Below are 5,287 nucleotides of genomic sequence, written 5' to 3'. Positions count from 1 at the left end.
GCTCACCCAACCGCTCGGCCTCCAGGTAGAGCCCGCGCAGGCCCAGCAGGCGCGTTTCCGGATCATCCGCCATGGTGGCGAACTTCCCGCGGGCCGCGTCGTGGTCGCCTTCGAGGAGCGCCGCCTGGGCATCGAGCAGCCGGATCAGTGGCTCGCGATCGGCCGGAAGCAGCTTCGCCGCCTGCTTACCCATGCGCCGGGCCATCCCGCCATCGCCGGCGCCCGCGGCAATCATGCCCGTGGACAGTGCCTGATAGCCACGGTTGCGGCGGCGGGCGCGGAAATAGCGCGCCACGGCATGCGGCGTGTTCCAGATGCTGCGAATGAGCCACCACAGGAACATGATGGCGGCGACGGCCAGCACCAGAAGCACCGCGGCCACCACCAGCGACACCTCGTAGCGGTAGCCGGCAAAGGTGATGACCAAATCGCCGGGCCGTTCCGCCAGCCAGGAGAAGCCGAATCCGACCAGGAAGACGACGACAAGAAAGAAAAGAACACGAACCATGAATGTCTTCCTCAAGCCGGCTGCAACACGCTGGAGAGCGTCTCTTCAAGGATCCGGTCGGCCGCCTGCCGCGCGCGCAGCTTTTCGGCGAAGGCGCGCGCCGCTTCCTGCGCCTCCGGCGGCAGCGATTCGTATTCGGCGAGGGCCTGGCCGTAATCGCCGTTCTCTACCGCCGCCTCCATGCGCGCGGCGACTGCCTCCGGCGCATCGCCCTCGACCTCGCCCACCGGCCGTACCGTGACGACGGAGCGTGCGCTCGCCATCAGGCGGTCCAGGAAACCGGCATCCCCCGCCGGTGGGGAAACCGCCTCGGCAATGCGCGAAGCTGCCTGCGGCGCCTCGGCGGCCAGTTCCGCACGGGTGGGAATGCCCGTCTCCGCATAGGGGCGAAGGTCGGCGAGCCCCTCGGCCTCCGGGGAGAGCGAGGCGAAGGTTTCGAGCTCGCGCGCGAAAGGTTCGCCGCGTTCCACCGCCGCGCGAAGCGCCGATGCGGCGACCACCAGTGCCAGGCGCGGCCCCTCGTCCATCTCCTCGAACCGTGCCGTCAGCGCATCGAGCCTACCGCTCAACGCCTGTAGCTGCTCGGCGTTGGCCTCCGCTGCCTGCTGTGCTGCCGCCGACGTTTCGCGCAGGCCTTCCAGTTCCGAGGCGAGTGCCGCGATGCGCTCGCTCGTCTCGCCGTTGCCCGCGCCTTGGGCGCCGGCCTCGGCAAGTGTCGCCACCTGGCTTTCCAGTTCGGCAATGCGGGTGTCCAGCGCCTCGAGGCCGGCATTTTCCCCCGCGCCGCCCGAGGAGACAGCGTCCTGCAGCGCCGCAAGGCCCTGGCGAAGATCGGCGATCTCCTGGAGAGGCCCGGCAAGCGCCTGTTCCAGTGCGTCCCCGGACGTCCCGGCCGGCGTCGCCTCGCGCAACTGCGCAACCTCGCCCGACAAGGCTTCCATTTCCTGGCGGAGTTCGGTCACCGCCGGGTCTGGACCCGCACCACCGTCCTGCATCCTTTCGAAGACCTGCATGCCGCCGGCGACGACACCTCCGCCGACCAGACCGGCGATCACCGCGAGCGCAATCGAACCCGTCCTGCCGCGCGGCTTCTCCTCTCCCGGCGTTTCGGACGGCGGTGGCTCGGATGCCGGCGGCCCCTCGCTTTCGGGAGCCGCCTCTTCTTCGACCGGTCCCGGCTCCTCCTGAGGAGTGCCGTCATCCGCATCCGCCCGCGCCTCGACGTCGGGCTTGTCGGTATCGGCGCCACCTGTTTTGGGCGAAGGTGATTCGGTCTGCTCAACCCGCGGCTGTTCCGGTTCGGCCGTCTCACCGGGCGCGCCTTCCACCGAATCGGCTTCCAGATCGATCGTTACCGGGTCCCGTTTCGTCTTGGAATGGCGCGTCCTAGGTGTCTTGGCCATCAGGCACTCCGCTGGCAGTTCCTATCCGTGCGCGCTGGTGCAGCGCAGCACCTTCACTACCATAGGAGAGTGACATGGCCAGAGTCCTGCGTCATAATCGACTTTCCAGCAGAGAAAGCATCGCCGCCTCGTTCGGTTCCCGCGCCACCACCGCCGCGGCACGCAATTCCCGCGGCAAAGCCTCGGCTATTCGCGGAGAGAGGGCATAGGGGCAGGCGTTTTCGATCAGTTCACGCGGGATCGCCCGGCCGATGAGCTCCGAGAACGTCTGCGCGGCGAAAGCGGAATAAAAGAGCGCCGCATTCACCGGGAGTCCCCGAAACGCCGCCTCCACGGTACCCGCGGAGGGCGACAGCGGACGCGTATCGTAGGTTTCGCAGACGACCGGCGCGAGGCCGGCGCCAGCAAGCCCCTCCTCCAACACGTCCCGACGCACCTTTCCGCAGAGAAGGAGAACCCTGCTTTCGCGCGCCATCGCACCGGCGATACGGTCCACGAGGCCGCGCGCATCCCCGGCGCCCTCGTCGACGGGTCCAAGCCCTGCGTCCCGGACGGCCGCGCCGGTCGCCTCCCCCACGGCAAAGACAGGCAGACCGGCCAATCGCCGCAGAAATTCGGGCGGCGCATACCGCACGGCATTCGCGCTCGAAGCGGCCACTGCGCCGAATTGCCCTCGAGGCGGAGTAAAAGGTCTCACGGGTGTTATTCCGGTAAGCGGCAGCACCACCGGCTCGAAGCCAAGCGCCTTGAGCCTTTCGGCGGTGCGCGTGGCGCCGGGGTCCGGCCGGGTCACGAGCACGCGGGCCATCGGCAGTCCTTCAATCCCAGGAATCGAAAAAGCGGTTGCCCGCCTTCTCGCGGATGCGCGCTCCGGCATCCGCGCCGATCTTCGCGGCGTCGTCCACACTGCCCTCGCCGGCGATCTCGTGCGCCTCGCGCCCGTCCGGCGTGAGGATCATGCCGGAAAAGCGCAGGTTCTTCCCTTCCACCTTCGCCTCGCCCGCGATCGGCGTGCGGCATGAGCCGTCGAGCGCGGCGAGAAAGGCTCGCTCGCAGGCAAGCGCCGCGCCGGTCGGCGCGTGACGGATCGCCTCGACCACGCCTCCGACCCAGGCGTCACCGACGCGGGTTTCGATGCAGATGGCCCCCTGGCCGAGCGCCGGCGGAAAGGTCTCGGGATCCATGACGGCGCTCGCCACGTGCTCCATCTTCAGCCGTTTCAATCCCGCCAGAGCCAGAAGCGTGCCTTCGGCGACGCCGTCTTCCAGCTTCTTCAACCGCGTCTGCACGTTGCCACGGAACATGCCGACCTCGAGATCGGGCCTGAGCCTGAGCGCCAGCGCCTGGCGGCGCAGCGAGGACGTACCGAGCTTCGCCCCTTGCGGCAGGTCCTCCAGGCGCTCGACCCGCCGGCCGATGAAGACGTCGCGCACGTCCTCCCGCTCCAGGAAGGCGGAAATCTCCAACCCCTCCGGCAGGACGGTGGGCATATCCTTGGACGAGTGCACGGCCAGATCGATCCGGCCGTCGATGAGCGCCTGCTCGATCTCCTTGGTGAAGAGCCCCTTGCCGCCGGCTTCCGACAGGGGCCGATCCTGGATCCGGTCGCCGCTGGTGCGGATGACGGCGATCTCGAAGGCTTCCTCCGGCAGGTCGTGCGCGGCCATCAGCCGTGCACGCACTTCCGCCGCCTGGGCCAGAGCCAGGGCACTGCCGCGCGTTCCGATTCTCACCACATCCGTTTGCATGTCGTCATGTCCGTGCTAACCGGCTTTCTCGAAATCCGTGACCGGCCTCACCGATACCTATCGGGGAATGGCCCGGTCGGCAACACGGGGCAAGTGGCGCCGAATGACACGCGTGCTGGGCATCGAGACGAGCTGCGACGAGACCGCCGCGTCCGTGGTCGCGCGCGCCGACGACGGCGCCCCCGCGATCCTCTCAAATGTCGTGCTGAGCCAGATCGAAGAACACGCGGCCTTCGGCGGCGTGGTGCCGGAGATCGCCGCCCGCGCCCATGTGGAGGCGCTGGACGGCGTCATCACGGCGGCCCTCGCCGAAGCGGGCCTGACGCTCCACGACATCGACGCCCTCGCCGCCACGGCCGGCCCCGGCCTGATCGGCGGGCTGATCGTCGGGCTGACCACGGCAAAGGCCATCGCCGCGGCCACGGGAAAACCGCTCCTGCCCATAAACCACCTCGAAGGCCACGCGCTGACGGCGCGCCTGACGGACGGCCTCGACTTTCCCTATCTGCTTCTGCTCGTCTCCGGCGGCCACACGCAGATCCTCCATGTACAAGGCGTCGGGCGTTACGAGCGCTGGGCAAGCACCATCGACGATGCCCTGGGCGAGGCCTTCGACAAGACCGCCAAGCTTCTCGGCCTGCCCTATCCCGGCGGGCCGAGCGTGGAAAAGGCCGCGTTCCAGGGAGACCCCGCCCGCTTCACCTTCCCGCGCCCGCTCAAGGGGGAGGCGCGGCCCGACTTCTCCTTCTCCGGCCTCAAGACCGCGGTGCGCCGCGCCGCGACCGAGCTTGCGCCCCTGTCGGAGGATGACATCGCCGACATCTGCGCCTCCTTCCAGCGCGCCGTCACCGAGACCCTTGCCGACCGCGTCGCTCGCAGCCTGGAGCGCTTCCGCAAGGCGCATTCCAAGCATGCCCGCCCCGCCCTGGTGGTGGCCGGCGGCGTCGCCGCCAATGCCGCGATCCGCAACACGCTTGAAACCCTGTGCTCGAACGAAGGTTTTACCCTGGTGGCGCCACCGGTGAAACTGTGCGGCGACAACGCCGCCATGATCGCCTGGGCCGGTCTGGAGCGGCTGGAAGCAGGGCTTGTCGAGGAAGATGCGCTCGCCTTCGCCCCGCGCCCGCGCTGGCCTCTCGATGCCGGGTCGGACCCTCTCTACGGCGCCGGCAAACGCGGAGCCAAGGCATGAGCGAAAACCGGAGGATCACCGTTCTGGGAGCCGGCGCCTGGGGCACGGCCCTGGGGCTGACGATGCACCGCGCCGGCCACAAGGTCACGCTCTGGGCGCGCGATCCGGCGCTCGCCCACGAGATCGAGCACGCGCACACCAACAGCCGCTATCTGCCGGGCGTGACGCTCGACCCTGAGATCATCGCCCTTGACGATACTGCCGCTACCCTTTCCGGCGCGGGGTGCGTGCTGACGGTCACGCCTGCGCAGAGCCTGCGCGCCGTGCTGACCCTCGCAGCCGAGACGCTTGCGCCGGATGTGCCCGTCGTCCTGTGCGCCAAGGGCATCGAGCGCGACACCGGTCGGCTGATGTCGGAAGTGGCCCGCGAGGTCCTTCCGCAAAACCCGATCGCGGTGCTTTCGGGGCCCAGCTTTGCCGCCGACGTGGCGCGCGG

General features: G+C 69.1%; 6 protein-coding genes. 2 read left to right on the top strand and 4 right to left on the bottom strand.

The annotated features are described in order from the left end of the window. The 4 genes from ACFP9U_RS23665 to hemC all read right to left on the bottom strand — a co-directional run. The coding region (locus ACFP9U_RS23665) for a heme biosynthesis HemY N-terminal domain-containing protein (protein ID WP_378625216.1) at positions 1–508 on the bottom strand (508 nt) is incomplete at its 3' end. A gap of 11 nt (positions 509–519) precedes the next feature. Beyond that, a complete protein-coding gene (locus ACFP9U_RS23660) occupies positions 520–1,911 on the bottom strand; it encodes a COG4223 family protein (RefSeq protein WP_378625215.1) in 1,392 nt (463 codons plus the stop codon). Positions 1,912–2,002: 91 nt separating this feature from the next. Beyond that, positions 2,003–2,719: a uroporphyrinogen-III synthase gene (locus tag ACFP9U_RS23655; protein ID WP_378625213.1), complete on the bottom strand. Its 717-nt coding sequence runs from the start codon at positions 2,717–2,719 to the stop codon at positions 2,003–2,005. A 10-nt stretch (positions 2,720–2,729) separates the two neighbouring features. After that, positions 2,730–3,659, bottom strand: a complete 930-nt coding sequence (hemC, locus tag ACFP9U_RS23650) for a hydroxymethylbilane synthase (protein ID WP_378625212.1) — start codon at positions 3,657–3,659, stop codon at positions 2,730–2,732. A 103-nt stretch (positions 3,660–3,762) separates the two neighbouring features. Here hemC and tsaD point away from each other — a divergent pair, with 103 nt between their 5' ends. Together tsaD and ACFP9U_RS23640 are read left to right on the top strand one after the other, a co-directional pair. After that, positions 3,763–4,851: a tRNA (adenosine(37)-N6)-threonylcarbamoyltransferase complex transferase subunit TsaD gene (gene tsaD / locus ACFP9U_RS23645; RefSeq protein ID WP_378625210.1), complete on the top strand. Its 1,089-nt coding sequence runs from the start codon at positions 3,763–3,765 to the stop codon at positions 4,849–4,851. After that, a partial coding sequence (locus ACFP9U_RS23640) for a 2-dehydropantoate 2-reductase N-terminal domain-containing protein (RefSeq protein ID WP_378625209.1) occupies positions 4,848–5,287 on the top strand: 440 nt, incomplete at its 3' end. The genes tsaD and ACFP9U_RS23640, both read left to right, overlap by 4 nt.

This window comes from Nitratireductor sp. GCM10026969, assembly GCF_042660605.1.
Taxonomy (GTDB): domain Bacteria; phylum Pseudomonadota; class Alphaproteobacteria; order Rhizobiales; family Rhizobiaceae; genus Chelativorans.
This window is presented reverse-complemented; position numbering and strand designations above follow the sequence as displayed.